The organism is Mycobacterium sp. NPDC003323, assembly GCF_053589535.1.
The window spans coordinates 53,580-75,004 of sequence record NZ_JBSFSB010000024.1; the positions used below are offsets into that span (position 1 = coordinate 53,580).

Genomic DNA, 21,425 nt, shown 5'->3' on the forward strand with positions numbered 1-21,425 from the left:
TCAGAGCCCGTGGGGCAGGATGTTCGGGTTCGCGGCGGCCGGCGGCTCCAACGGCGGCAGTTCCGTGGAGCCGTCGAGGCTGTGCACCGTCAGCTTCTGCGACCACGGGTAGTGCAGGCTGAACGCGACCAGACCGGTGCGCTCGGCCGCCGGCAGGTGACACATCGCCAGCACCGTCTCGGCCAAGTACTCGACCGGTTCGGTCGGAAACGTGTCCGGGATCAGGCTGGCCGCACCGGGTGTGCGCACCGCGCTGGACGGGCCGACCACGTTGACCGCGATGTTCGAGTCGAGCAGCTCGGCGGCGACCCCCTGGGTGAAACGGTGCAGTGCCGCCTTCATCGAGGCGTAGATGACGTCACCCGAGGTCTTGTTGTACTCGCGGTAGGGCCGCGCGGGCGCCAGGCCGGTGACCGAGCCGATGTTGACGATCCACCCGGCGCCCTGCTTGCGCATGTGCGGAACGGCCTGCTGGGTCAGCACGAACGGGGTGCGGACATAGTGCTCCACGGTCCGTTCGAAGGTCGCCATCGGCATGTCTCCGATGATCGAGTAGTCGGCGTATCCGGCGTTGTTGACCAGGATGTCCAACCGGCCGGTGCGCTCGGCAACCTGGTCGATCAGCCGCGCCCGCTGGTCGGCGTCCTCCAGATCGCAGGCGATGCCGAAGGCTTTGCCGCCGGCGGCCTCGATCAACTCGATGGTCTCCCCGATGGTTCCGGGCAGTTCGGCCGTGGTTCCGGCCCTGGTCGACGCCGAGGGTTGATAGGACCGGGCGGTCACCGCCACGGTTGCGCCCTCGGCGGCCAGCCGCTGGGCGATGGCCCGCCCGATGCCCCGGCTGCTGCCGGTGACCAAAGCCGTCTTACCGTGCAGGATTTCACTCATCCGACGACGAGATCCTCTTCGTTGGGGGCGCGGTGGCTCTGCCACACCTCGATCAATTTGAATGGGAACGCCGTGACGATGCGGCCGCCGGACCGGTAGTAGGTGTGCGCGGTCGGGGTGTGGCACCACACCGTCCGCGCCATCGCGTCATCGATGGAGCGGACATAGGTCTCGAACGCCTCCGGTTTGACTTCCAGGGTCTGCGCACCCCGCTCGGCCATCAGCTGCAGGCACTCCATCACGTAGTGCACCATGACCTCGACGCCAAAGTTGTGGCCGGCACCGTGGCCCGGGCTGTAGTTGGGGGCCGAGGAGATGAACATGTTCGGGAAACCGGGTACCAGGCCACCGCGGTAGGCACTGGGGCTGTCACCCCAGACGTCGGCGAGTTTGATCCCGTCGCGGCCGACGATGTCCACCGTGGACAGGAAGTCCAGGTAGTAACCGGTGGCGTAGATGATGACGTCCAGGTCGATCTGGCGGCCGTCCTGGGTGACGATGCCGCGCTCGTTGACGCTGGCCGGCTCGCTGGCCTCCACGTCGACATGGTCACGCGCCAGCGCCGCGTAGTAGCCGCCCGGATCGCGGATGATGCGCTTGCCATACGGCGCGAAGTCCGGTGTCACCTTCGCGGCCAGCTCGGAACCGGCGCCGAAGACACGGTCGATGTACTCCAGGCACATCTGCAGCAGCACGTCATTGGCCGGAGAGATGGACAGATGCTCGGCCGCCCACTCGGGGTCACGCACGATCACCGGATAGTTGTTGTCGGCGGTGCCCCAGAAGGACTTCAGCCGGTTCCAGTTGGCGTAGTACGGCACATGTGCGTTGAGCCAGCGGCGGTGCTCAGGAACGTCGTCGGTCAGGCGCTTGCGCGGCGCCACCCAGTGCGGCTGACGCTGGAAGACCGTCAGGTGCTCGACCTCGTCGACCGAGGCGTCCACGATCTGCACGGCGGTGCAGCCGGCACCGACGATCGCCACCTTCTTGCCGCGCAGCGACAGCTCGGGATCCCACTCGGCCGAGTGGATGCTCACCCCGGCGAAGGTCTCCCGCCCGGGCAGCTCGGGCCACCGCGGCCGGTTCAGGTAACCCGCCGCGGGCACAACGACATTGGCGTAGGAGACGTCGGTGGTGCCGTCGGCCCCGGTGCTGTGCACCTCCCACATGTTGCGGTCGGCGACCCAGCGCAGTGCGGTCACCTCGGTGCTGAACCGGGTGTGCTCGCGCAGCCCGTTCTTGTCGGCGACCGACTGCAGGTAGCGCTGGTATTCCGCACCTTGCGGGTAGTAGCTCGACCAGTCGCCGTTGATATCGCGCGACAGCGAGTAATAGGCCGACGGGGTGTCCACCCCGATACCGGGGTACACGGCGGTGTACCAGGTACCACCGACCTCGTCGTTACGGTCGATGATCTCGTAATCGATACCGGCGGCGGCACACTCCAGTGCCGCGGCCATGCCGGCGATACCGGCCCCGATGATGACGACCTTGAAACCGGTGGGCAGCGTCGCGGTGCGCGGCAGCACCGGCTGAGAGGCATGGAAGCCGCCCTGCTCCAGCAGCAGACCGACGTACTCCTGGCCCACCTCGGTGCCCAGCGCCAACGGTGCGACAGCGGCGAACAACTCCGGATCATCGAACGGCACGGCATCCGCCGGGCGCGGGCTCTCCAGCGCGGTCACCACCGCCTCGACCAGTTCGGCGTGGGTTTCCGGATCGGTGCTGCCGGTCTGCTCGGGCGGGTCCGGCGTGAACGAGATCTTGCTTGCATACCGGTCCACGACACTGGCGTCACCGGTCAACTGCGCCAACACCGCCACCAGGATGCCGGCGTCGGCGTTGGCGAGATGGGCCCGCAGTTCCTGGGGGTCCAGCGACTTCTGGTCTGCTGCCACGGTCACAGCGATCGTCATCGATCCTCCTTGATTCTTGAATCGAGTATGTGAGCGTCCGGGCTTGTGCGAGCCAGCGTCTTCTACTGAGCGGGACGTCGCGCGATCACACCGGTCCGGCGGCCCCTACAGTCCGAATCATGGATGATCTGCAGGCCGTTCTCGCCTCGGCCCGAAGCCATGCCCTCGGCGATATCCCGCGGCGTTCGGCACGTAAGCAGCCCACCAAGACCGCGATCATCGACGGTGATGTCAGCCTGACCTTCGCCGAGTTCGAGCGTCTGGTCGACCGCGCTACGGCCGCCTTGGGCGACAACGGTTTCGGCGTGGGTGATCGGGTCGCGGTGCTGGCCCACAACTGCTGGCAATACGCGGTCCTGGCATTCGCCACCGCCCGCGCCGGGGTGGTGCTGGTCCCGATCAATTTCATGCTCACCGCCGAGGAGATCTCCTTCATTCTCGCGCACAGCCAGGTGACCGGGTTCCTGGTCGAGGCCGACCTGGCCCCGACCGCCGAGGCGGCGATGCACGCGAGCGGGACCGCTGCGGCGACGGCCGCGCTGGTGCTGCCCGGGCAGACACCGCCGACCGGCTGGTCGGACTTCGATCAGTGGCTGCAGACCGATTCGGCCGCCCCGAGCCCGCACATCGACGACGACCAAATGATCCGGCTGATGTACACCAGCGGCACCGAGTCGCATCCCAAGGGCGCCATGCACTCGACCCGCAGCCTGATGGGCAACTACATCAGCTCGATCATCGCCGGCTCGATGGAAGCCAGCGATGTGGAGATCCACTCGCTGCCGCTGTACCACTGCGCGCAGCTCGACAACTTCCTGATCACCGACATCTACCTCGGCGCCACCAGCATCATCCTGCCCAAGGCCGACCCTGAGCTGGTGCTGCGCACCATCGAAAAGTACGGGGTGACAAACTACTTCGCGCCGCCGACGGTGTGGATCTCCCTGCTGCGATCTCCGGTGTTCGACCAGGTGGATCTGACCAGCCTGCGCAAAGGTTACTACGGTGCGTCCGCCATGCCGGTGGAGATCCTGGCCGAGATGCGCGAGCGGCTGCCCAATCTGCGGCTGTGCAACTTCTACGGCCAGACCGAGATGGCGCCGCTGGCGTCGGCGCTGGGGCCCGACGAGCAGGACGCACACGCCGGCTCGGCGGGCCGACCGGTCATCAATGTGGAGACCGCCATCCTCGACGACGACAACGTCGCGGTGGTACCGGGTGTGGTCGGCGAGATCGCGCACCGCAGCCCGCATCTGATGCTGGGTTACCTCGACGACGAGGCCAAGACCGCCGAGGCGTTCCGGGGCGGCTGGTTCCATTCCGGGGACCTCGGCTACTACGACGAGCACGGGCTGCTGCATGTGGTGGACCGCAAGAAGGACATGATCAAGACCGGCGGTGAGAATGTGGCCAGCCGCGAGGTCGAGGAGGTCATCTACCGGCACCCCGGGGTGGAGGAGGTGGCGGTGTTCGGTCTGCCGCACCCGACGTGGGTGGAGGCCGTGGCGGCCGCGGTGGTTTCCCGGGACGGCACCCAGCTCAGTGAGGACGACGTGGTGTCGCACTGCCGCACACATCTGGCCGGGTTCAAGACGCCCAAGCGGGTGTTCTTCGTCGACGCGTTGCCCAAGAACCCCAGCGGCAAGCTCCTCAAGCGGGTGCTGCGGGACCACTTCACCGGCGCCCAGAATCCCGGCTGACACACCAGCCGACGCACCCGTCACCCGGTGCGGACGTGCCCTACCCCACAGTGACCGCTGGGCGGGAAGCGCGGCCCCCGGCCCATCCGGGCGCCGTTACCGTGCGAAAACAGATGCGGCCGTGTGCATGCCCGAGCGTCCGCGCCGACCGCGGCTCAGATCGCATCCGCAGGTGAACCGAGAGGACTTCAAGCCGTGACTGTTGCGCCGTTCAAGGGCCGTATCGCCCGTTTCGACGAGCCCGGCAAACCGTTCGAGATCGAGACGGTCACCCTGCCCGACATCAATCCGGGCGAGATCCTGATCAAGGTGACCCGCGCCAACATCTGCGGCTCGGACGTGCACGCCTGGCACGGCACCTTCGCCACCCGCGGCCTCGGCGGGCAGCTGCCCACCGTGCTGGGCCACGAAATGGTGGGCGTCGTAGCGGCTTTGGGCGACGGGGTGAGCGCCGACTCCAACGGCAAACCGCTGGCGGACGGAAGCCGGGTGGTGTTCCCCTACTTCTTCTGCTGCCACACCTGCCGCAACTGCCTGGCCGGGCGCCGCAACGCCTGCCTGAACCTGAAGATGGCCATGCTCGGCCGCGCCGACGAGCCGCCCTACTTCGTCGGCGGATACGGTGACTATTTCGTGTTGCCCGCTGGCGCCGTGGTCTACACCGTCCCCGATTCGGTGTCCGATGACATCGCCGCCGGCGCGAACTGCGCACTGTCGCAGGTGATGTACGGCCTGGAGCGGGTCGACCAGCGGCTCGGTGAGTACGTCGTGGTGCAGGGTGCCGGCGCACTCGGGTTGTACGCGGTGGCGGTGGCCAAGGCCCGCGGTGCGGCGAAGGTCATCGCGATCGACGGGGTGCCTGAGCGCCTGGAGTTGGCCAAGGCGTTCGGCGCCGACGCCGTCATCGACATCACCGAGGTGACCACCGAGAAGGAACGCGCCAAGATCGTCCGCACGCTCACCGACGGGCAGGGCGCCGACGTCGTGGTCGAGGTGGTCGGGCATCCCTCGGCCATCGACGAGGGCCTCAAACTGCTCGGGCAGTTCGGCCGGTACGTCGAGATCGGCAACATCAATATCGGCAAGACCTTCGAGTTCGACCCGTCGCGGTTCGTGTTCGCCAACAAGACGATGGTCGGGGTGTCGCTGTACGACCCGGCGGTACTGTCCCGCGCGCTGGACTTCCTGGCCGCCTACCAGGACAAGCTGCCCTTCGAACGGCTGGCGGCGGCCTGCTACTCCCTCGACGACATCAACGATGCGTTCGCCGCGGCCGAGGACAAGCGTGACGTCCGCGCCAGCATCGTCCCCTGAAAAGCCAGCTGCCCAGACACCGAATCCCGGAGAGCGCCGAATGAGCAACCACAACTATGACCGCACCGAGCTCTACATCGACGGTGAATGGGTCTGTCCCACCGGCACCGACGCCATCCAGGTCATCAACCCGGCCACCGAGCAGATGCTCGGTGTGGTGCCCAGCGGCTCGGACGCCGATGTCGATGCGGCAGTCGCCGCCGCCCGCAAGGCGTTCGATCCGAACATCGGTGTGACCGAGCGGCGCGAACGCCTCGACGCGGTGATCGCCTCCATGGAGAAGCGGCTGCCCGACATCGCCGAGACCATCACCGCCGAGATGGGTGCGCCGATCCGTATCTCGCAGTCCGTGCAGACGCAGGTGCCGCTGGCGGTGGCACGCGGATTCGCGGACGCGCTGGCCTCTTTCGAGTTCGAGGAGCGCATCGGCAACTCGCTGGTGACCCGCGAACCCTACGGTGTGGTTGCGGCCATCACCCCGTGGAACTACCCCCTGTACCAGGTGGTGGCCAAGGTCATCCCGGCCATCGCGGCGGGGTGCACGGTGGTGCTCAAGCCCAGCAACGAGGCCCCGCTGTCGGTGTTCGAGTTCGTCGAGTCGCTGCACGACGCCGGCCTGCCCGCGGGCGTGGTGAACCTGGTGTCCGGTCCCGGCCGCGTCATCGGTGAGCGGCTGTCCGAGCACCCGGACGTCGACTTCGTCTCGTTCACCGGTTCCACCGGTGTCGGCAGCCGGGTCGGTGAACTGGCGGGCAAGACCATCAAGAAGGTGGCCCTGGAACTGGGCGGCAAGTCCGCCAACGTGATCCTCGACGGCGCCGACCTGACGACCGCGGTCAAGGTCGGTGTCGGCAATGCGTTCCTCAACGGCGGCCAGACCTGCATGGCCTGGACCCGCATGCTGGTCCCGCAGTCGCGCTACGCCGAGGCGCTCCACATCATCGAGGCGGCCGTCGCCAAGTACACGGTGGGCGACCCGACCGATCCGGGCACCCGGCTGGGCCCGTCGGCCTCGGCGGGACAGCAGCAGACCGTGCTCGGCTTCATCGAGCGCGCGTCCGGCGAGGGTGCCCGACTGCTGACCGGCGGCGCGCAGAAGATCCGCGACGTGGGTTACTACGTCGCGCCCACGGTGTTCGCCGATGTCGACCCGAACTCCGAACTGGGCCAGGAGGAAGTGTTCGGCCCGGTGCTGGCGGTCATCCCGTTCAGCGACACCGATGAGGCCCTCGAGATCGCCAACGGCACGCCGTACGGGCTCTCCGGTGCCGTCTGGGCCGCCGATGACGACACCGCGGTGGCCTTCGCCCGGCAGGTGCAGACCGGTCAGCTGGACATCAACGGCGGCAAGTACAACCCGGCCGCGCCGTTCGGTGGCTACAAGAAGTCCGGTATCGGCCGTGAACTCGGCCGGATCGGGTTCGAGGAGTTCCTGCAGATCAAGTCGCTGCAGCTGCCGTGAACCCGTCCCACCGAGAGCCTGGAGACCTGACATGTCGGTAGCCACTGAGCCGCTTCGCATCACCACCAACGGGTCGGTGCAGACCTGGACCATCAACCGTCCCGAGCAGGGCAACGCGATCACCGGCAAGGACGTCATCGCGGCGTTCGAGGCGGCGGCCGAACAGGCCAACGCCGACACCGGATTGCGGGCCGTCATCCTCACCGCGGAGGGCAAGATCTTCTCCGCAGGCGGCAATGTCAAGGAGATGGCCGACGGCCAGGGCATGTTCGGCCTCGTGCCGATCGAGCAGCGGTACGCCTACGTCGACGGCATCCAGCGCATCCCGCGCGCATTGGGCCGCCTCGAGGTCCCGTTGATCGCCGCCGTCAACGGTGCCGCCATCGGGGCGGGCTGTGATCTGGCCATGATGTGCGATATCCGGATCGCCTCCGAACGCGCCTCGTTCGCCGAGAGTTTCGTGCAACTGGGCCTGATCCCGGGCGATGGCGGCAGCTGGTTCCTGCAGCGCGCCATCGGTTACGAGCGGGCCGCCGAGATGACGTTCACCGGCGACCGCGTCGACGCCGTCACCGCGCTGGACTGGGGCCTGGTGAGTCGCGTTGTCCCCCAGGATGATCTGCTGACCGCCGCCAACGAGCTCGCCGACCGCATCGCCAAGAATCCGCCGCATTCGCTGCGGATGGCCAAGCGGCTGCTGCAGGAATCCCGCACCGGCTTGCTGGAATCCACGTTGGCGATGGCCGCTGCCATGCAGCCGTTGGCGCACGCCGACACCGAACATCAGCAGCGCATAGCGAAATGGCGGACCGTCTGATGGCCCGGTCACGGCTCGTACCACCGGCGAGCACCGACCTCGCCGACACCGCGGCGTTGCGTGCCGAGGTCCGCAATTTCTTGGCCGAGCAGTTGGCCGCCGGGACCTTCGTCCCATCGGTCGACGCCTGGCTGTGCACTTGGGATGAGGCGTTCACCGCGGCGCTGGCCGCCCACGGCTACCTGGGCATGACGGCCCCCGAAGAGTATGGCGGCCAAGGCCGTTCGCATATCGAACGGTTCGTCGTCACCGAGGAGCTGCTGGCCGCCGGCGCCCCGGTGGCCGCGCACTGGATCGCCGACCGCCAAATCGTGCCTGCACTGCTCAAGAACGGTACCGAGGCCCAGAAGCGGGAGTTCCTGCCGAAGATCGCCGCGGGCCAGTGCTTCTTCGGCATCGGGATGAGCGAACCGGACTCGGGATCCGACCTCGCCAGCGTGCGCACCAAGGCCACCCCCGTCGACGGCGGCTGGTCACTGTCTGGCACCAAGGTGTGGACCTCGGGCGCCCATCGCGGACACGCCTTCATCGTGCTGGCCCGCACCGCCCCCGTCGACCCCGCACACCGGCACGCCGGGCTGAGCCAGTTCATCGTCCGCTTCGACGGACCCGGCGTGCAGGTGCGCCCGATCGTCTCGATGAACGGTGGGCACCACTTCAACGAGGTGATCCTCGACGAGGCATTCGTCGCCGAGGACATGGTGTTCGGTGAGATCGGCGACGGATGGCGACAGGTCACCTCGGAGCTGGCCTTCGAGCGCAGCGGACCCGAGCGTGTGTTGTCCACCTTCCCGGTGCTGAGCGCGGTCACCGAAAGCATGGCGCAGCAGCAGATCTCGCCGGACGCTGAACTCGGCAGGCTGGTGGCCCGGGTGGCCGGGCTGCATCAGATGTCCACCGCGGTGGCCGGGGCGCTGGAACGTCACGAGCCCGCCGATGTGCCCGCCGCGGTGGTCAAGCTGCTGGGCACCTCCACCGAGGGGGACATCGCCGATTTCGCCGATCTGCGCGTCGGCGACGACACTGCCGTCGACCCGCGGCTGCGCGAACTGGTCGCCGTCGCGGTCGATCAGCGGCCCGGCTTCACCCTGCGTGGCGGAACGACCGAGGTACTGCGCGGTGTGATCGCACGTGGATTGGGGATGCGATGACTGTCTCGGAAACCGGCTACGAGACCAACAGCGTGGCCACCGCCGTCGACCCCGACCTGATCGAGATGATGGATGCGGTGTTCGCGGCGCACCGCAAGGGCCATGAAGCCCCGGCCGCGGTGAGCCATGACACCGAATTGTGGTCCAGCCTCGACGAACTGGGCCTGGTGCGGCTGACCGGATCGGCCGAGCACGGAGGCAGCGGCGCCGGCTGGGCGGAGGCCGCCGAGCTCATCGCCGCGGCCGCCCGCCACGGGGTGCGCGTCCCGCTCGCCGAACACGATCTGCTGGCCTGCTGGTTGCTCGCGGCGGCCGGACTGCCCGCCGACGACACGCTGCGCACGGTCTGCGTGCTCGACGCCGCCGGCACCGCCACCGGGGTGCCGTGGGCGCAGGCCGCCGGCCGCGTCGTCGTGGTTTTTCCCGACACCGACGATGACGGGCACCGCATCGCCGATGTCGACGCCTCAACGCTGACCATCACCGCCGCGACCAACATGATCGGTGAGCCGCGCGACACCGTCACCGTCGATTTGGCGGTGCTGAAATCCGACAGCCGCGCCATCGACGACGCGCTGGTCGAGCAGTTGCGGTTGAAATCGGCTCTGGTGCGCTCGATTCAGGTCTGCGCCGCGCTGGACACCGCACTCGAGCTCACCATCGAGCACACCTCCTCGCGGGTGCAGTTCGGGCGGTCGCTGTCGAAGTTCCAGGCGATCCAGCGCATGGTCGCCGATATCGCCGCCGAGGCGGCGTTGGCGCGGGCGGCCACCGAGGCCGCCCTGAACGTCGCGATCACCAGCGACTGGACGGCCGCCAATCTGGGGTTCCTGGTGGCGGTGGCACGGTCGTGCGCCGGGCACGCCGCGTCTGTGGTGGTGCGAAACGCCCACCAGGCGCACGGCGCCATCGGCACCACCATCGAGCACCGGCTGCACGAATACACCAGGGCCGCCCTGGCGTGGCGCTCGGAGTACGGCTCGGTGGCGCACTGGGACGAGGCGGTGACCAAGGCCGCCGTGGCCGCCGGCGCCGCCGGCCTGTGGCCGCTGATCGCTGACTGAGCCGGGACTGTTCGGTGTTCCACTGACCGGTCATGACCGTGTCGGCGGTCACCCAACAACGGTTGACTCGATGGCATGACCACCCAGATCACGCTGCCGGAAGTTCAAGAGTTCATCGCCAGTTTCTGGTACCACTACGACCAGGGCCAGTTCGATGTGCTCGCCACCTTCATCGCCGACGATATGCAGTATCTGAGCCGGTCCGATTCCGGGCAGTGCCCGTTCGAGGAGCTGCTGGCCGCCGAACTGAACGGCGGCACCGAGGTGCTCGCCTGGCTGACCCAGCACCGCGACGAGAACCCGTACCCGCTGCGGCACCATGCCACCAACGTCTTCCGCACCGGCACCGACGGCGAGGCCACCCTGGTCCGCTTCTACCTCTACGTCAACCAGGTCACCAACAATGTGCCCTTCGACGTCTCCTCGGGTGTGGTGGATGTCGCCATTCGCCGGGCCGGGGACGCGCTGGTGCTCAGCTCGATGACGGTCGTGCTCGATGCCGAGGATTCCATTCCGTTCGCCGAGCACCGGGCCAAGCTCGCCGCGACGAACGCCTGATCGTGGGTGCTGCTGACGCACGCGAGATCTTCGGCGGCGGCGTAGCCGTCATCACCGGGGCCGGCGCCGGTATCGGCGCCGGCCTGGCCCGGCACGCCCACCGCCTCGGCATGACCGTCGTGCTGGTGGACGTCGACGAGTCCGCGGCCACCGCCCTGCGCGACGAGTTGGTCGCCGACGGCGGCGCGGCGCACGTCAAGGTGTGCGATGTGCGCGACGCCGAGGCGTTGGTCGAGTTGGCCGAGCAGGTGTATCGCGATATCGGGCCGGTGCGGCTGCTGGTGAACAACGCCGGCGTCGAACAGTTCGGTTACCTGTGGGACACCCCGGTTTCCAACTGGAACCGGGTGATGGACATCAACGTCAGTGGGGTGTTCAACGGCGTGCGGGCGTTCCTGCCCAAGATGATCGCCGCCGCCACCCCCGCCTGGGTGTGGAACCTGTCCTCCATCGGCGGGGTCGCCGCCGTCCCGTTGCAGGCGCCCTACATCGTGAGCAAGCACGCGGTGCTGGCGCTCACCGAGTGCCTGCGCCTCGAGGTCGAGTTGGCCGGGCACAGCGAATTCATCCGCGTGCAGGCCGTGCTTCCGGGTGCGGTGAAGTCGAACATCTTCGAAGCCGCCGGCGGGGTGGATTCCGCCGCAGCGGGCACCGCGGTCGAGGCGGCCGAGTCCCAGCGCGCGGCGATGCTCGACATCAAAGCTGCCGCAATGGATCCGGACGAGGCGGCCGAGGTGGTGTTCGACCAGTCCGCGCGGGACGCGTTCTATCTGCTGACCCAACCGGAATACGTCGGTTCGGCGATGGCCGAGCGCGCCAACACCTTGACCACCCTGTCCGCACCGAAGCTGCGCACCAAGCAACGCTTCGATCCGGCCCAGCACTGAGACGGCGTCCGATGCCCACCCCGTACCGACCCACGCTCGACCCCGACGCCGCGGCCCGTGTCGCGGCGTTCGGACCGCCGACGCCGATCCGGGAACGCGGACTGCAGGCAGTCCGCGACTCCCTGGAATCGGCGCCGCCGCCGGCGGATATGCCGGAGATGGCCGACATCTCCGATGCCGAGGTGAGCGGACCCGGTGGCCAGATCCCGGTGCGGATCTACCGCCCGGTTGCCGCTGATGACCCGCAGCCGGTGATCGTTCATCTGCACGGCGGCGGCCTGGTGATGGGCTCGAACCATTCGTTCGAGCCGATGGCGCGGGCGTTGGCGGCGGCCAGCGGGGCCGTTGTCGTCGCCGTCAACTACCGGCTGGCACCGGAGAACCCCCCGCCCGCCCAGTTCGAGGATGCCCTGTCGGTCACCAATTGGGTTGCCGCCGAGTCCGATTCATTGGGCTTCGATCACGACAGGATCGTCGTGTGCGGCGACAGCGCCGGTGGCGGGGTCGCCGCGGCGGTGGCGCTGGCGGTGCGTGACGACGGCGGACCGCGGCTGTTCGCCCAGGTGTTGCTGTATCCGGGCGTGGATCGCGATATGGCGGCGCCGTCGGTGGTGGGAAACCACGATGCGCCCATGCTGGTGCACGACGACATCGTCTTTCTGCACGAGCTGGCTGATATCGGCGCCGGGTCGCCGCACGATATCCGGCGGGTGCCTGCCTACGCGGCCGATCTGACCGGGCTGCCGCAGGCGATCGTGGTCACCGCCGAACTCGATCCCATCTACGACTGGGGTGAGCGCTATGCCGCGCGGCTGCGCGAGGCCGGCGTGCAGACCACGCTCACCCGGTATCCGGGCATCTACCACGGTTTCTTGATGCGCTCGGAGGCCACCGCCCGCGGTCGGTTGGCGATGGCCGAGACCGGCGCGCTGTTGCGCGCGAAGTTCGCCAACCCGTTGCCCGACACCGCGGCTATCCAGCGAGCACAGGGCTGACCAACGTCCCGATGGCCGGACATCGAGTGTTCGAACATCGCTGACGCCAACCACAATTGGACACAGCAACGGCGTGCAGTTCGCCGGATCTATCAAGAAGGAGTGCCTGTGATGCTCACCGATGAGCGGCGGATGGAGCTGTCCGACATCCTGCGGCCCGCATCGCCGCCCCGCGAGGTCGACAACGTCTACACCGATGATCAGCGGGACCGCCTGCTGAACGTCGTCCGCGAGAATGCGCCGTGGAATCTCATCATCGCGCAGCACTTCTCGTCGCCCGAGGAACTGATCGCAACGATGAGCGGTAAGTTCCCCGAGGGGTTCACCCCGACGCTGGATCTGTTCCTCACCCCGACCTTCCGCGGGTTCCTGGCCAATTACGGCACGGTGCTCTACCCGGAGCTGCACGACTGCTTCTACAACGCCCAGTTCCTGGAGCAGGCCAAGTCGTACTGGGGCGCGGAGTACGCCAAGCCGCAGATGATGCTGTTCAACATCAACGGACCGTGCGCCAACCGCGATCCGGGCCACCTGGACTCCCCCAGCTTCCGCGGCGTGCGGTACGAGAATGCGCCGACCTGGCTGGTCAGCGTGATGGGCAAGTCCGGTCTGTTCCAGGACTACCTGATCAAGATGGCACAGGTCATCACATGGTTCTCGCATGACGCCGGAAGCGGCTTCACCTACTGGCCCGACGGCCCGCTCAAGCAGCCGGCCCGCCTGCAGCCCCCGGTGTACAACCGCGGCGTCGTGGTGCAGAACGAGATGCTGGTGCACCGTGGGGAGGCCAACGGCCCGCTGGACCAGCAGGTGCCCGCCGGCCTGGACTTCCACACCGTGTTCGCCGGTGACCCCGATTCACGCGAGCATTGGGTGCTGCGGACCGACGACAAGGTGATCGCCCGGCACCACACCGACGAGCTGCGGTTCCTGGTGCACTGGTCGGCCGAGGTGTTCGAGGACTACGACGAGCTCAAGAAGAACATGGACCATTCCGATGACCTGACCATCGACAAGGCCATCGACATGATGGTCGACGATCTGAGCAAGAAGGGCATCAAGCTCGACATCCCTAGCGCTCCCCTGCACGATCCGGCCTTCATCGGTGCGCTCAACGCCGCCTACGACCTCGGCGGCCCGGCCATCTATCCGGAAGAGGCGATGCCCAGCGCATTCCAGCTCAGCTGAGCTTCTGCTCGACACCATGGCCCCGGTTCCGCACGGAACCGGGGCCATGGTGTTTGCGGGCTCAGCGCGGGATTTCGAACACCGGATCGGTGCACCCGGTGGACTGCGCCATCAGCTTCCGCGTGTCCCAGAGCAGACGCTTGGACAGCCGCGCAGACGCCGGTGCGATTTTGGTGGCGATATCGTGTGCGATCTGCCGCGCATGATGAAATACCTCGGCGGCGGGGAGCGCACGGTTGGCCGCCCCGAGCGCGGCGGCCTCGTTCTCGACGAACGTGCGGCCGGTGAGCAGCAGGTCCGCGGCGGTGGCCACCCCGACCAGCATCGGCGAGGTCCAGTGCGACATGCAATCGCCCAGTACCCCGCGCCGCCCCCGGACGACGCCGTACTTGGCGTCGGTGGCCATGATCCGGATATCGGCCTGCAGCGCGATGGTCAGACCGCCGACGCGTCGGGCGCTTCTCACATCTCGCGGTCTACACCTGCGACTGGTCGGACCAACGCCTGAAGCACGGCCATCGGGACACCGTTTTCCGGTACCGCCATCAGCTGGACGACCGAGGGCTTCGGACCTCGAATCAACATGGGAGACGACCTACTCCGCGCTACGGCACTGACGCCGGCGGTCACGCCTCGTCGAGCACCGGCAGCTCGCCGCGATGCACCGCGGACTCGATCGCGTCGCGCAGGTCCGGGCATACCTGCATGAAGGCCGGCTGGGCTCCGGCCGACCCGGCGGCGTCGATGGCCTCGCGCCGCCGAGTGCACTGCTGCAGCGATGCCGCGTTCCACTGGACGCTGGTCTGCTCCCAGCTGCCCTTGCGGACCAGCACGCCGGCCCCGCATTCCTGGCAGAGCACCGGGGTCATCGGCGCGTCGCGCAGCCGGTTGTCCGGCCGGACGCTCACTTGGTGACACCGACCAACCTCGGCAGCCGGTTGGCGGCGAGGTTCTCCTCCACCTCTTTCATCCACGCCTCGCGCGGGCGGGTGGTGTCGATCTCGAACTCGAAGCGGTCGATCATATCCGGGGTGACATCGGCGGCGTCCACGTAGAACTGCTCGTACCAGCGGCGCAGCTGGTAGACGGGGCCGTCTTCCTCGCACAGCAACGGGTTGTCGATGCGCGCCTTGCGTCGCCAGATGTGCACATCTTGCTCGAAGCCCATCTTGACGAAATCTCCCAGCGCCACCGCCATCTGCGTGGCGGCCTCATCGGGCAGGTTCTCCGACTTCTCGACGATGATGCCGTACTGCAGTACGAACGAGTTCTCGTCGATCGGGTAATGGCAGTTCAGCAGGATGGTGCGCTGATCGCCGTGCTCGTAGTGGTAGGTCAGGTCGTCGATCATGAACGACGGCCCGTGATAGGACGCCACCGAGGTGGTGCCCAGGATCTTGGCACCCTCGCCGCTACCCAGGTCGGGACGCGCGTCGCTGCGGTAGTACTGGGTGGCGGTGTGGCCCTCGAAGATGTTCTTGAAGCCGGTCGGCAGGCCACCGTGGATGTAGAAGAAGTGGGCCATGTCGACGATGTTGTCGATGATCTCGCGGCAGTTGGTGTCGACGACCGTTGTGTACCAGTGCCATTCGGTCCAGTTCTCGCTGCCGACACCTTCGATCAGGGGGATGGTGACGTCAGCGGGCGGCGCCTTCTTCTCCGGGTCATTCCACAGGAAGAGCATGCCGTCCTGCTCCATGGTCGGCCACGCCGCCGTGCGCGCCAGCTTGGGCACCCGCTTGCTGTACGGGATCTTCTTGCAGCGGCCATCGCCGCCCCAGCGCCAGTCGTGGAACGGGCAGGCGATCTCGTTGCCCTTGACCTCGCCGTCGGACAGGTCGCCGCCCATGTGGCGGCAGTACGCGTCCAGGACGTTGATCTTGCCGTCCTCGCCGCGGAACACGACGAGCTTGGTCCCGAAAGCGTTGATGGAGTGCGGTTTACCGTCGCCGAGATCACGGGTCAGGCCCAGGCAGTGCCAGCCACGGGCGAACCTCGTGGGCGCGGCCTGTGCCTCGATCTGACGAACGTCTCCAGCACCGTCGGGCTGCAACGATGTCATTTCCGACCATCCTCGATGTTCGTAATTGCTTGGATCATTCCGTTCTAGCACCGGCACTCTCGGCATACCTGCGGCTGTTCCACTGACCGGGCATCGATGAGTGCGGCGCGGGGTGGTCTGGCCCAGAATCGATCCGTGACCGATCAGATCAACATCACCGTCGATATGCTCGTCGTCGGCTCGGGTACCGGTATGGCCGCGGCGTTGGCCGCGCATGAGCTGGGATTGTCGACGCTGATCGTGGAGAAGACCGCCTACGTCGGCGGTTCGACGGCCCGTTCCGGGGGCGCATTCTGGCTCCCGGGAAGCTCCATCCTGACGGACGCGGGTTCGGCGGACTCAGCCGAGAAGGCACGCACCTATGTGGAGACGCTGGTTGGCGACGACGCCCCGCCGGAGCGCGCGCGTACCTTCGTAGACCACATCCCGGCCACCATCGACATGCTGCGTCGCACCACGCCGATGAAGTTCATGTGGGCCAAGGGATATTCCGACTACCACCCGGAGAAGCCGGGCGGCAGCGCCGTCGGACGCACGTGTGAGTGCCGTCCCTTCGACACCGCGGTGCTGGGTCCCGAACTGGCCCGGCTGCGCCCCGGCGTGATGAAGTCCTCGTTCCCGATGCCGGTCACCGGCGCCGACTACCGCTGGCTGAATCTGATGGCACGGACCCCGCGCAAGTCCTGGCCGCGCATCATGCTGCGCGCCGTGCAGGGTATCGGCGGGTTGGCGCTGCGCCGGCGGTATGCCGCAGGTGGTCAGGCGCTGGCGGCCGGGATGTTCGCCGGGGTGCTGCAGGCCGGGATCCCGGTGTGGACGGACTCACCGGTGACCGAGCTGATCACCGATGGTCAGCGGGTGACCGGCGCGCTGGTGCAGCGCGAGGGCACCGCCGTGACCGTGACCGCGCGGCGCGGGGTCGTGCTGGCCTCCGGCGGTTTCGACCACCAGATGAGCTGGCGGCACAAGTTCCAGTCCGAGCGTCTCGGCGAGCACCTCAGCCTGGGCGCCGAGGGCAACACCGGCGACGGCATCCGGTTGGCCCAGGACCTGGGTGCGGGCATCGGGCTCATGGATCAGGCATGGTGGTTCCCCGCCTTCGCGCCGCTACCCGGGGGCGAACCCACCGTGATGCTGGCCGAGCGGTCGCTGCCCGGTTGCCTGCTGGTCGACCAGAACGGTGAACGGTTCATCAACGAGGCCACCGACTACATGTCCTTCGGCCAGCAGTTGCTGCGTCGGGAGCAGGCCGGCAACCCGGTCGAGACCATGTGGATGATCTTCGATCAGCGTTACCGCAACAGCTATCTGATGGCCGCCGAACTGTTTCCCCGGATGCCGATCCCGCAGAGCTGGTACGACGCCGGAATCGCGCACCGCGGTGCGGATCTGGAGACGCTGGCCCGTCAGATCGGCTTCGATGCCAGCACCTTCGTCGCAACGATGGACCGTTTCAACGGTCACGCCGATGCCGGCGTGGACGCCGACTTCCAACGCGGCGCCAGCGCCTACGACCGCTACTACGGCGATCCGACGATCATGCCCAACCCGAACCTGCGCCCACTGGAATCGGGACCGTTCTACGCCGTCAAGGTCGTGCTCAGCGACCTGGGTACCTGCGGCGGTGTGCACGCCGACGCGAGCGGCCGGGTGCTGCGCGAAGACGGGTCGGCCATCGACGGACTGTACGCGATCGGGAACGCGGCGGCCAACACCTTCGGTAAGACCTATCCCGGCGCGGGCGCGACCATCGCGCAGGGCCTGGTGTATGGGTACATCGCAGCTGAGCATGCCGCCCGCCGATACTCCTGAGGCGGCTCAGTCCTGCGAGTCGCCGCCGGTGGCGCCATCGGCGTCCTCGGCGGCGATTCGGCGTTCGACCTCGTACCAGTACTCGCGCACCGGGAACTGGACACCCTCTGGGCCGTTGTCGCCGAACGTCTCCTGGACAGCATCCAGGTCCTTGATCATTTGAAGCGCCAACTCGCGTTCGGCCGCGTAGTACTGCTCGGACCACTTCAAGGCCAGCCGCGCATATGCCCACGCCGGCTGCTCACTTGTCCAACGCACTTCGGTAGCGGCGGCCTGCTGCAGTTGCTCCGCGTATGCCGCATGGTCGGTGAGAACCTCACGGAGGCGACCGGGTTCGAGAAGGTGGCCCAGCATCACCCTCAGCATCGGGTTGTGTTTGAGCGTGGGTGGTTCAACGGGATCGTCGTTGATCCACCTGGTGACGGCGCTCTGGCCATCGTCGGTGATCTTGTACATCCGTCGACTGCGGATACCGGCATCGACTCGTGAACTCACCAGACCGAGTCGTTCCAACCGCTTGAGTTCGGAGTAGATCTGGCTATAGGCAGGACTTGAATAGAAGAACCGGATGGCCCAGTTGATCCATTTCTTGATGTCGTAGCCCGACAGTTCCTCACCGCTGGTCAGCAAGCCCAGCAAGGCCCACCCTGTGGGCGACACATTCAGCCCGCCGGGCTCACCTGCGGCGTGTTCTGTCACCGGCCAAGGCTAGCAATGTGACCAGCCTGTAGGCCCGCTACTACCGCTCACCGGGAGGACGCGTTGCGCCGATCCGCACCCGGCGTGGAAGGTGGCACCCGACGAGAAGGTCAGCAAGCACAGCATGGGAGATGTATGACTGCGCAACCCGGTGGCGACGTGATCACACCCGCGGAACCGGAGATGCGCCGCGTGCTTGGGCACTTCTGCACCGGGATTGCCGTCATCACCGCGCACGACGGCGATCGCCCCGTCGGCTTCACCTGCCAGTCGGTCACCTCGGTGTCGCTGGATCCGCCCTACATTTCCTTCTGCCCGTCCAGCACGTCGACCAGTTGGCCCTTGATCCGCGACGTCGGGTGCCTGTGCGTCAACATCCTCGCTGCCGAACAGCGCGATGTCTGCGCGCAGTTCGCCACCCGCGGTGACGACAAGTTCGCCGGTATCGCCTGGAATCCCGGCGCCAACGGTTCACCCGCCCTGGACGGCACGCTGGCGTCGGTGGAGGCCGATATCGAGTTCGAGCATCCCGCAGGTGATCACACCATCGTCGTCGCCCGGGTCACCGGACTGTGGGCGCACGAGGAACGACGTCCGCTGCTCTTCTACCGTGGCGGTTACGGAGCTTTCGAGGGAGCCGCGCATGCCTGATTTCATCGCCGAGTTCGATGTCGTCGTCGCAGGGTCCGGTGGCGGAATTGCCGGCGCATATACCGCTGCGCGCGAGGGGCTTTCGGTGTTGCTGGTCGAGGCGACCGATATGTTCGGCGGCACCACCGCCTACTCCGGCGGTGGTGGTGTGTGGTATCCCTGCAATCCGGTCCTACAGCGCGCAGGCGCCGACGACACTGTGGACAAAGCACTCATCTATTTCCACGCCGTCGTCGGTGATCGCACTCCGCGCGAGCTGCAGGAAACCTATGTCTGCGGTGGCGCCAAGCTGATCGAATATCTGGAACAGGATTCGGCGTTCGAGTTCACGGTGCTGCCGTGGCCGGATTATTACGGCGCGGCGCCCGAGGCCCGCAATGACGGCTACCGGCACATCATCCCGATGCCGGTGTCCGATGCCGCCCTCGGCCAGTACGCCGGGCTGGTTCGCGGGCCGCTCGACACCGAGCGCCTCGGCGCCGAAGCGCCCGACCTGTTGGTCGGCGGGCGTGCACTGGTCGGCCGGTTCCTCGCCGCACTCGACAAGCTGCCCAACGTCACCTGCTGGCGCAAGGCGCCGCTGGTGGACCTGATCGTCGAGGACGGGCGCGTCGTCGGCGCGGTCGTCGAGCAAGACGGCACGACGGTGCGGGTAGGGACGCGTCGCGGGGTGCTGCTGGCCAGCGGCGGGTTCGAACAGAACACGGCGATGCGTGCGGAGTACGGCGTGCCGGGCAGCGCAGCCGACACCATGGGCGGGCCGGGCAGCACCGGAGGTGCGCACCGCGCCGCGATCGCCGCGGGCGCCGATGTCGATCTGATGGACCAGGCCTGGTGGTCGCCCGGGATGACGCATCCCGACGGGCGCTCGGCGTTCGCGCTGTGGTTCACCGGTGGCATCTTCGTCAACCAGCAGGGCCGCCGATTCGTCAACGAGTCGGCCCCCTATGACCGCATCGGCCGCGACATCATCCGCCAGATGCAGGACGGTTCCACCACATTGCCGTTCTGGATGGTCTATGACAACCGCGACGGCGAGGTGCCGCCGGTCAAGGCCACCAACGTGTCGATGGTCGAGCCCGAGAAGTACCGCGCGGCCGGCCTGTGGCACACCGCCGACACGTTGTCCGAGTTGGCCGAGGCGATCGGTGTGCCCGCCGACGAGCTGGAAGCTACCGTCGAGCGGTACAACAAACTGGCCGCCACCGGCGTCGATGACGACTTCGGCCGTGGCGGTGAGGCTTACGACCGCGCGTTCACCGGGGGCGAGTCGCCGATGGTGCCGATCGACACCCCGCCGTATCACGCGGCGGCGTTCGGGCTGTCGGATCTGGGCACCAAGGGCGGTCTGCGCACCGACACCCACGCCCGGGTACTCGACGCCGACGGCGCGTCCATCCCGGGGTTGTACGCCGCGGGCAACACGATGGCGGCGGTCTCCGGCACCACCTACCCGGGCGGCGGCAACCCCATCGGCGCCTCGATGTTGTTCAGTCATCTGGCAGCACTGGACATGACCTCATCGGTCTCCACGTGATGAGCGAACCCATCACCGCCGAGGAAGCCCGGCGGCTGGAGGATCTATACGGTCCCCTCACGAACTCGTTGCGCACGCTCATCGATGTCGCGATTCGAAGTCAGGCCGACGATGCCGATGTTCAGGAGGCACACAGTTTGATCGATCAGGCCGTGACCCTGTTGAGTTCGCACCTGGATCCCGAACCATTCGGCGTTCGGTCCACCGCCGAGGGCGGGATCCTGACATGGGGCAATGTTGCGATGGGTGTGCGTAATGCGATCGCCTTTCCGTTGAACATCACGCATGACGAAAGCGGCAGGGCCAGTGCTGATTTGCTCCTCCAATCGCCATACGAAGGTCCTCCCGGTCACGTGCACGGCGGAGTGTGTGCGCTCATCCTCGACCACGTACTCGGAGCCACCGCGCACCGGCCGGGAAGGCCGGCTCTGACGGGCACGCTCAATCTCCGCTATGTGGCACCCACACGACTCGGCAAGTTGCGAGCAGAGGCGTGGGTTGAGAGCGAGACTGATTCGAAAACTATTGCTGTGGGCGAACTTCGAAACTCTCAAGGTGTCCTCACAGTGCAAGCCGAAGGCATATTCATCAGACCGAAAGCGAAGGCATGAAAGTCGACTCGTCAACCGAACCCGCGATCGAAGGGTGGTTCACCACCGACGAGTCGGGCGCGACGCGCCTCATCGGTGGCAAGTGCCCCACCTGCGCCACCTACGTGTTCCCG

Annotated in this window: 19 protein-coding genes and 2 pseudogenes; 15 read left to right on the forward strand and 6 right to left on the reverse strand. The window is 67.2% G+C overall.

Annotation, left to right across the window (positions count from 1 at the left end; translation table 11 throughout):
* Positions 1–888 (reverse strand): SDR family NAD(P)-dependent oxidoreductase, encoded by an 888-nt coding sequence (locus ACWDUN_RS28355; RefSeq protein WP_449933993.1) that lies wholly within the window; start codon positions 886–888, stop codon positions 1–3.
* Positions 885–2,804, reverse strand: a complete 1,920-nt coding sequence (locus ACWDUN_RS28360; protein WP_449933995.1) for a flavin-containing monooxygenase — start codon at positions 2,802–2,804, stop codon at positions 885–887. The genes ACWDUN_RS28355 and ACWDUN_RS28360 overlap by 4 nt, the downstream gene beginning before the upstream one ends.
* Positions 2,805–2,923: 119 nt before the next feature.
* Between ACWDUN_RS28360 and ACWDUN_RS28365 the strand changes: the two genes are divergently transcribed.
* The 10 genes from ACWDUN_RS28365 (at position 2,924) to ACWDUN_RS28410 (ending at position 13,940) form a co-directional block, all read left to right on the forward strand.
* On the forward strand, positions 2,924–4,504 hold the full coding sequence (locus ACWDUN_RS28365) for an acyl-CoA synthetase (RefSeq protein WP_449933997.1): 1,581 nt from the start codon (positions 2,924–2,926) through the stop codon (positions 4,502–4,504).
* 195 nt (positions 4,505–4,699) lie between these two features.
* Positions 4,700–5,818, forward strand: coding sequence for a zinc-binding dehydrogenase (locus ACWDUN_RS28370; RefSeq protein ID WP_449933999.1), 1,119 nt, complete (start codon positions 4,700–4,702; stop codon positions 5,816–5,818).
* Between the two features lie 40 nt (positions 5,819–5,858).
* Complete coding sequence (locus ACWDUN_RS28375; protein ID WP_449934001.1) at positions 5,859–7,280, forward strand: aldehyde dehydrogenase family protein; 1,422 nt, start codon at positions 5,859–5,861, stop codon at positions 7,278–7,280.
* 31 nt (positions 7,281–7,311) lie between these two features.
* Positions 7,312–8,097: a crotonase/enoyl-CoA hydratase family protein gene (locus tag ACWDUN_RS28380; RefSeq protein ID WP_449934003.1), complete on the forward strand. Its 786-nt coding sequence runs from the start codon at positions 7,312–7,314 to the stop codon at positions 8,095–8,097.
* A complete protein-coding gene (locus ACWDUN_RS28385) occupies positions 8,097–9,248 on the forward strand; it encodes an acyl-CoA dehydrogenase family protein (RefSeq protein WP_449934030.1) in 1,152 nt (383 codons plus the stop codon). Before ACWDUN_RS28380 ends, ACWDUN_RS28385 begins: the two co-directional genes overlap by 1 nt.
* Positions 9,245–10,312, forward strand: coding sequence for an acyl-CoA dehydrogenase family protein (locus ACWDUN_RS28390; protein ID WP_449934005.1), 1,068 nt, complete (start codon positions 9,245–9,247; stop codon positions 10,310–10,312). Before ACWDUN_RS28385 ends, ACWDUN_RS28390 begins: the two co-directional genes overlap by 4 nt.
* Before the next feature lie 75 nt (positions 10,313–10,387).
* The gene (locus tag ACWDUN_RS28395; RefSeq protein WP_449934007.1) at positions 10,388–10,870 is read left to right on the forward strand and encodes a polyketide cyclase; all 483 of its coding nucleotides are present in this window, start codon (positions 10,388–10,390) and stop codon (positions 10,868–10,870) included.
* 2 nt (positions 10,871–10,872) lie between these two features.
* The gene (locus ACWDUN_RS28400; RefSeq protein ID WP_449934009.1) at positions 10,873–11,757 is read left to right on the forward strand and encodes an SDR family oxidoreductase; all 885 of its coding nucleotides are present in this window, start codon (positions 10,873–10,875) and stop codon (positions 11,755–11,757) included.
* Positions 11,758–11,768: 11 nt separating this feature from the next.
* The gene (locus ACWDUN_RS28405; protein ID WP_449934011.1) at positions 11,769–12,752 is read left to right on the forward strand and encodes an alpha/beta hydrolase; all 984 of its coding nucleotides are present in this window, start codon (positions 11,769–11,771) and stop codon (positions 12,750–12,752) included.
* A 111-nt stretch (positions 12,753–12,863) separates the two neighbouring features.
* A complete protein-coding gene (locus ACWDUN_RS28410) occupies positions 12,864–13,940 on the forward strand; it encodes a hypothetical protein (protein ID WP_449934032.1) in 1,077 nt (358 codons plus the stop codon).
* A gap of 121 nt (positions 13,941–14,061) precedes the next feature.
* Here the strand turns inward: ACWDUN_RS28410 and ACWDUN_RS28415 are convergent.
* The 3 genes and pseudogenes from ACWDUN_RS28415 to ACWDUN_RS28425 all read right to left on the reverse strand — a co-directional run.
* Positions 14,062–14,382 (reverse strand): annotated as a pseudogene (locus ACWDUN_RS28415) (enoyl-CoA hydratase-related protein); the annotation flags it as partial.
* Between the two features lie 184 nt (positions 14,383–14,566).
* The gene (locus ACWDUN_RS28420; RefSeq protein WP_449934013.1) at positions 14,567–14,848 is read right to left on the reverse strand and encodes a hypothetical protein; all 282 of its coding nucleotides are present in this window, start codon (positions 14,846–14,848) and stop codon (positions 14,567–14,569) included.
* Positions 14,845–16,002 (reverse strand): Rieske 2Fe-2S domain-containing protein, encoded by a 1,158-nt coding sequence (locus tag ACWDUN_RS28425; protein ID WP_449934015.1) that lies wholly within the window; start codon positions 16,000–16,002, stop codon positions 14,845–14,847. The genes ACWDUN_RS28420 and ACWDUN_RS28425 overlap by 4 nt, the downstream gene beginning before the upstream one ends.
* Before the next feature lie 96 nt (positions 16,003–16,098).
* Here ACWDUN_RS28425 and ACWDUN_RS28430 point away from each other — a divergent pair, with 96 nt between their 5' ends.
* Positions 16,099–17,814, forward strand: coding sequence for a 3-ketosteroid-delta-1-dehydrogenase (locus tag ACWDUN_RS28430; RefSeq protein WP_449934017.1), 1,716 nt, complete (start codon positions 16,099–16,101; stop codon positions 17,812–17,814).
* A gap of 6 nt (positions 17,815–17,820) precedes the next feature.
* On the opposite strand, the gene ACWDUN_RS28435 is transcribed toward ACWDUN_RS28430, so the two are convergent.
* Entirely contained in the window at positions 17,821–18,474 is a 654-nt protein-coding gene (locus tag ACWDUN_RS28435; RefSeq protein ID WP_449934033.1) for a PadR family transcriptional regulator, read from the reverse strand.
* A gap of 174 nt (positions 18,475–18,648) precedes the next feature.
* Between ACWDUN_RS28435 and ACWDUN_RS28440 the strand changes: the two genes are divergently transcribed.
* From ACWDUN_RS28440 to ACWDUN_RS28455, 4 genes and pseudogenes are all read left to right on the forward strand, one after another.
* Positions 18,649–19,164 carry a flavin reductase family protein gene (locus ACWDUN_RS28440; protein ID WP_449934019.1) on the forward strand — a complete coding sequence of 172 codons (516 nt, stop codon included), beginning with the start codon at positions 18,649–18,651 and terminating at the stop codon, positions 19,162–19,164.
* Positions 19,157–20,701, forward strand: coding sequence for an FAD-binding protein (locus ACWDUN_RS28445; RefSeq protein WP_449934021.1), 1,545 nt, complete (start codon positions 19,157–19,159; stop codon positions 20,699–20,701). The genes ACWDUN_RS28440 and ACWDUN_RS28445 overlap by 8 nt, the downstream gene beginning before the upstream one ends.
* Complete coding sequence (locus tag ACWDUN_RS28450; protein ID WP_449934022.1) at positions 20,701–21,312, forward strand: PaaI family thioesterase; 612 nt, start codon at positions 20,701–20,703, stop codon at positions 21,310–21,312. Before ACWDUN_RS28445 ends, ACWDUN_RS28450 begins: the two co-directional genes overlap by 1 nt.
* Positions 21,309–21,425 (forward strand): annotated as a pseudogene (locus ACWDUN_RS28455) (benzoylsuccinyl-CoA thiolase); the annotation flags it as partial. The gene ACWDUN_RS28450 and the pseudogene ACWDUN_RS28455, both read left to right, overlap by 4 nt.

Excerpts from the sequence above, each read along its gene's own strand:
- ACWDUN_RS28355 (WP_449933993.1), bottom strand. The coding sequence starts at position 888 with ATGAGTGAAATCCTGCACGGTAAGACGGCTTTGGTCACCGGCAGCAGC.
- ACWDUN_RS28360 (WP_449933995.1), bottom strand. The coding sequence starts at position 2,804 with ATGACGATCGCTGTGACCGTGGCAGCAGACCAGAAGTCGCTGGACCCC.
- ACWDUN_RS28365 (WP_449933997.1), top strand. The coding sequence starts at position 2,924 with ATGGATGATCTGCAGGCCGTTCTCGCCTCGGCCCGAAGCCATGCCCTC.
- ACWDUN_RS28375 (WP_449934001.1), top strand. The coding sequence starts at position 5,859 with ATGAGCAACCACAACTATGACCGCACCGAGCTCTACATCGACGGTGAA.
- ACWDUN_RS28380 (WP_449934003.1), top strand. The coding sequence starts at position 7,312 with ATGTCGGTAGCCACTGAGCCGCTTCGCATCACCACCAACGGGTCGGTG.
- ACWDUN_RS28385 (WP_449934030.1), top strand. The coding sequence starts at position 8,097 with ATGGCCCGGTCACGGCTCGTACCACCGGCGAGCACCGACCTCGCCGAC.
- ACWDUN_RS28390 (WP_449934005.1), top strand. The coding sequence starts at position 9,245 with ATGACTGTCTCGGAAACCGGCTACGAGACCAACAGCGTGGCCACCGCC.
- ACWDUN_RS28395 (WP_449934007.1), top strand. The coding sequence starts at position 10,388 with ATGACCACCCAGATCACGCTGCCGGAAGTTCAAGAGTTCATCGCCAGT.
- ACWDUN_RS28405 (WP_449934011.1), top strand. The coding sequence starts at position 11,769 with ATGCCCACCCCGTACCGACCCACGCTCGACCCCGACGCCGCGGCCCGT.
- ACWDUN_RS28410 (WP_449934032.1), top strand. The coding sequence starts at position 12,864 with ATGCTCACCGATGAGCGGCGGATGGAGCTGTCCGACATCCTGCGGCCC.
- ACWDUN_RS28425 (WP_449934015.1), bottom strand. The coding sequence starts at position 16,002 with ATGACATCGTTGCAGCCCGACGGTGCTGGAGACGTTCGTCAGATCGAG.
- ACWDUN_RS28430 (WP_449934017.1), top strand. The coding sequence starts at position 16,099 with ATGAGTGCGGCGCGGGGTGGTCTGGCCCAGAATCGATCCGTGACCGAT.
- ACWDUN_RS28440 (WP_449934019.1), top strand. The coding sequence starts at position 18,649 with ATGACTGCGCAACCCGGTGGCGACGTGATCACACCCGCGGAACCGGAG.
- ACWDUN_RS28445 (WP_449934021.1), top strand. The coding sequence starts at position 19,157 with ATGCCTGATTTCATCGCCGAGTTCGATGTCGTCGTCGCAGGGTCCGGT.
- ACWDUN_RS28450 (WP_449934022.1), top strand. The coding sequence starts at position 20,701 with ATGAGCGAACCCATCACCGCCGAGGAAGCCCGGCGGCTGGAGGATCTA.